General features: G+C 35.2%; 3 protein-coding genes. All 3 read right to left on the reverse strand.

What is annotated here, in order from left to right; genetic code table 11:
- Window positions 1-332 precede the first annotated feature (332 nt).
- A complete protein-coding gene (locus tag PVE40_RS12325; protein WP_274732234.1) occupies window positions 333-812 on the reverse strand; it encodes a GNAT family N-acetyltransferase in 480 nt (159 codons plus the stop codon).
- Entirely contained in the window at window positions 809-1,372 is a 564-nt protein-coding gene (locus PVE40_RS12330; RefSeq protein WP_274732235.1) for a nucleotidyltransferase family protein, read from the reverse strand. The genes PVE40_RS12325 and PVE40_RS12330 overlap by 4 nt, the downstream gene beginning before the upstream one ends.
- An 87-nt stretch (window positions 1,373-1,459) precedes the next feature.
- On the reverse strand, window positions 1,460-4,519 hold the full coding sequence (locus PVE40_RS12335; protein ID WP_274732236.1) for a type I restriction endonuclease subunit R: 3,060 nt from the start codon (window positions 4,517-4,519) through the stop codon (window positions 1,460-1,462).
- Window positions 4,520-4,657 lie beyond the last annotated feature (138 nt).

Below are 4,657 nucleotides of genomic sequence, written 5' to 3' on the forward strand. Positions count from 1 at the left end.
TTTAAAAAATCAGATGGAACCCAAGGGGTTCCTGCGCCCAAAAATAGGGCTCAAACCCGAAGTTGCCTGATGTGAACCCAAAATATCTGGTCGATTTAGTAAAATCAATGTGATACAAAAAAATCGGAATGCTTAAACGTTAAAAAAGACATTTTTCAAGAAGATTTCAGGAGTATGAATAATTCAGGCTTCATCTACTTCATTAAAGTATTTTATGATTTTGGAAAGTAACTGTTTCCTTTCGTAAGGTAAGTCAGTGATTTTCATTAGGTTCCTCCTCTACTTCCTATTATTTTATGTACAGTTTTAAAGTGTTTTTAGGCATATTTGAATCATAACTTCTTTCTAAAGTAAGCTAAATGCATATTATCGCTAATTTGTTCTTCTTTATCTAGCTTGACGTAACCAAGTTTAGTATAGAAATCGACTAGGTGTGTTTCTTGTTTAATCGTATCTAGTTCCCATTCTTTTATGTTTGGAAATAAGGACTCTATTTCAAACATTGTTCGTTTACCATAGCCCTTATTTTCAAATTGAGGTAGGATTGCGATTGGTGAGATTCTTCCTTTAGTTAAAGGAGCATTCGTTATCATTCTTATGAAACCAATGGTAGTGTCTTCTGCTTGGATAAAATAATACCGGCTGTGTTGCATGTTAAATCTTCTTTCAATATCTTGAAGCGAGTCTTTATAAGGAGAGGTTTTCTCATCTTTGTATTTAAAGTATAGTTTTTCGAAGGCAGCTTTTTGGATGTTTAGTATTTTGGGTAGTTCTTTAGAATCTTGTACCTTTGAAAGAAATAAGTGATTCATCCATATACCTCCTCAAGCTGAATTTTAGTCCATCTTATCTGCCAATTTTTAGACAAGACTCTTTCTTTATACTTTTTCATTCTTTCCGGATTATTTTGAAAATGTGGTGTAGGACGCACCTTGAATTGAATAATATCCTCGATTCCATAAGGACAGAAGATTTCTAAATGATCATCTATTAACCTTGCACCAATGGCTGTACAACATTCAGGGAATTTCGAAATAGCGTCTCGGGAACTTTCATATGGTTCTGTATTAGGATTATGGGGATGCATGTACACTTTGTTTTTTAACTCCCATTCATACTCGGGATAAGCATGTTTTAGCTCTTGTTCTATTTCAACTGTTTCCTCATAGGTAATTGCAGGATCATTAAAAACGACATCGACATCTGTAGCTTGATCAAAGTTCGGGTTATTACTCAAATAATTCCAGATAAAGTTTCGAATAGTACCCGCACATAACCAGGCGTCTTGTAAATTTTGTGCTTGTATAATTTTCAGAATATTGTTATTGTCACGATTATTTAGCAGTAACCCTCTTACTATTTCTAAATTCAAAAGCCTCAACTCTATTCTATTAAAATGTCTGAATACTGATAAGGAAAAGCCAGTGATAACTTAGATCACTGGCTTCTTTAGTTTAAATTATCTTCTCTGCAATGGGAGAATCTCATTTTCCATTAGTTCTTCTAAATCAGAACGAACTGTTTTCCAATACTTTAGCTTAGATACTGGTTCATCAACTTTTTCCTTATATGCATTATAATCTGCAGACTCTTTAAGTTCATTTTCTCCGTTTTGTCTTTGTTTTTTTGGGTTGTAGTTATTTACCACGTAAGCTAATTCCTCCTCTTCTACATGCCACTTTTGGGAAAAATCTTGAATAATATCTTCCTGAGCATCCAAAATCATATTTTCTAATACTTGAGAAACATTTTGGTTTCTATAGTCCTCTGGATTTTGAAGAATATTATCCCAAAGGCGTCGCATAAAACTAGCAAGCTTAGCGTTATTCCTTGATAAATCATCAATGTAGCGGTTTACTTCCGCAGTAGCTTTTGCATCTTCTTTTGCGAAAAGTTCATACTCATCGTTCCCGCTTGGTACAAATGCTTGAATAAGCATTAAAATATACTCATAATTAATTTCTTCTGTTTTGATAGACTCCAGTTCATAGGCAATATCTATTTCGATTGGATCTATATCATCTGATTTTGTTCTGATTGCGTCCAATACATTCACGTATTTTCCATTAAATTGTTCGATTTCCTTTAGTTCAATAGGGAATACAGTTCCCATCTGATCCATTTCAAAATCAGTATATACCTGTACTGCAGCAAAAGTCTTATCTAACTTTTGATATACTTTAACAAATTTTTTCATCTGTGGTTTAGTAATTAATTGGTCTACTGCATCCGGATGAGATACAAATTCTTTCAATTCAGCTATAGCTTCTATAAACGATTCTTTAGCCTCTTGCCAGCTTGGAGCAAGAACTTCATTCTCTCCACCATTGGAGTAAAGAACAAGAGCTTCCTTCACTTTACTTTCAAAGGTTTGTGGTGTTTGGAAGGTAACGACTTGCCCATATTTCTTAAATTTATCAAATAACCGATTTGTTCGAGAAAATGCTTGAATTAAATCATGTGGTTTCATTGGTGCTCGATCAATAAATAGCGTAGACAAACTTGGAGCATCAAACCCTGTCAATAATCGATCTACTACAATTACTAAATCAAGCTGTTCTACTCTAGCTAAGTATTTTTCTTTTTTTCGGGCTAAACGGTCATTAACATTGCGATTATATGCGCGCATCGTTTCAATCGTATAGTTCGTTCCAAACTCTTGATTGTAATCACGCAAGGATTCCTTCATTTTATCCTGATTCGTAATGGAGGCTTCCTCATTTTCACTAATCGAATATGTTATCGCTATCTTTGGAAAATCTGGAAGAACCCGTTTTGTTTCTTCGTCAATTTGAATGGGTGCTTCTCCTGCTTTCACCCTTTTGAACAGATCATAATATTTCTGTGCTTGTGCAATAGAAGTGGTGGTTAATATAGCATTGTAAGTTTGGCCTACCCCTTTAGTAAACCCTAATTTCTTACGCGATTTATTAACAATCGAATTGATGACTTCTAGCATGTGGGCTTCTTCTTCATAAATTGATTTTGGTAGAAGTGCTTCCTTATCCTCGATGCCCATATCATTTACATCAATTCGCCCTTCACCTTCAAGTGCAATCACTACCTTGTCCAATTGTTCTTCGGAGAATGTAGATTTATATTCAATTTGGAAGCCAAGTACTGCATTGTCATAGATCGCTTCCTTGACCGTATACTCATGCAAACGTTCTCCATATTGTTGCGTAGTCGTACGGGGTAAATTACCTACTACTGTTTTCGCATTCTGAGCAAATATTGGTGTGCCCGTAAATCCGTACCACAAGGAGTTAATAAAGAATTCTTCAATTTCTCTTTTTTTCGCTGGGCTTACTGCTCGATGACACTCGTCTACTACAAACGCTACTTTTAATTGTGTTAACTGATTGAAACGCTTCGTGCCTTCTTTGTTAGCATAGCGCTTCATCACAACATTTAATTTTTGAATAGTCGTAATAATAACAGCTCGGTCTTCCGAAAGAAGCTTCTTAACTAGATCGTTCACATTATCTGTTTCATCAATTTCAATGATATCGTTTTCAGCATAGGAAGTAAAAGATGCAGTTGTTTGTTGATCTAGGTCGACTCGGTCAACAATAAAAATTGTCTTTTGAAGAGAAGGAATTTGAAGTAAATTCCTTGCTACTTTATATGATGTCAATGTTTTTCCTGATCCTGTTGTATGCCAAACATAACCTGATTTTTGTTGCGCAGAAGCTCTCTTAACTGCCTCTATTGCATGAATTTGGTATGGACGCAATAGGATTAATGACTTCTTATCATTATCGATTACTGTATATTGCGTTACCATTTTATGAGCCATAGGGATAGATAAAACTTGCTCAGCGAATTCAAGATAATCATTAACAGGTTGATTGTTTTCATCTACCCATTTCGTTAAAAACTGCTCGTTCTGTTTAAGTTTTGTGTCTGAAGCAGAAGCAATGTAGCGTGTATCCGTCCCATTAGACACAACAAACATTTGAACTGAGGAATAAATTCCAGTAAATTTACCTTCTTTAATGTATTTTACAATTTGGCGGAAAGCATCCATATACGGATGAGCCCGATTCTTTATCTCGATATGGATCATTGGGAGCCCATTAATAAGCAATGTTACATCAAAACGCCGGTTCATATCTTCTATCGAACGTTTGTCAGATTTGAATTGATTGATTACTTCATACGAAGAAATTCCCCCTGCCACATCTTGGCGATTAATAACTCGCAGCCTGATGGTTCCAAGTGAAGCATCTTCTCGCTGAACTTCCACTTTTGCAATTCCATTTTCCCCCGCTAACCATCTTGCAGCAGCATAAAAACTCGGGAAGTTTAATTGGTTTTGAATTTGACGAAATTCTTGTTCTGTTAGAGGAACTCCGTTTAATACATCTTTATTATTTACTTCTAGTTTTTGACGGAAATTCTCCCATAAATCAGCTTCCGTTCTCAAATCTTCACGATACGTCCATTGAGAATCACCACTGATTAATCTTTCAATTAAGTTATTTTCTAATAATTGTTCTGGGGTAAATTGAAGCAACGACTGTCCCTCCGTGAGAGTGTAAAATATTTTGTGTAAATAGAAAAAAGGAAGTCCCTTCTGTAGAATAGAGTTACCACAACACATTCACAGAAAAGAGGACTTCCATATGAACGATTTTACTACAGAAATTCTAAA

The sequence above is a fragment of the Jeotgalibaca caeni genome (assembly GCF_028863945.1).
Lineage (GTDB): Bacteria > Bacillota > Bacilli > Lactobacillales > Aerococcaceae > Jeotgalibaca > Jeotgalibaca caeni.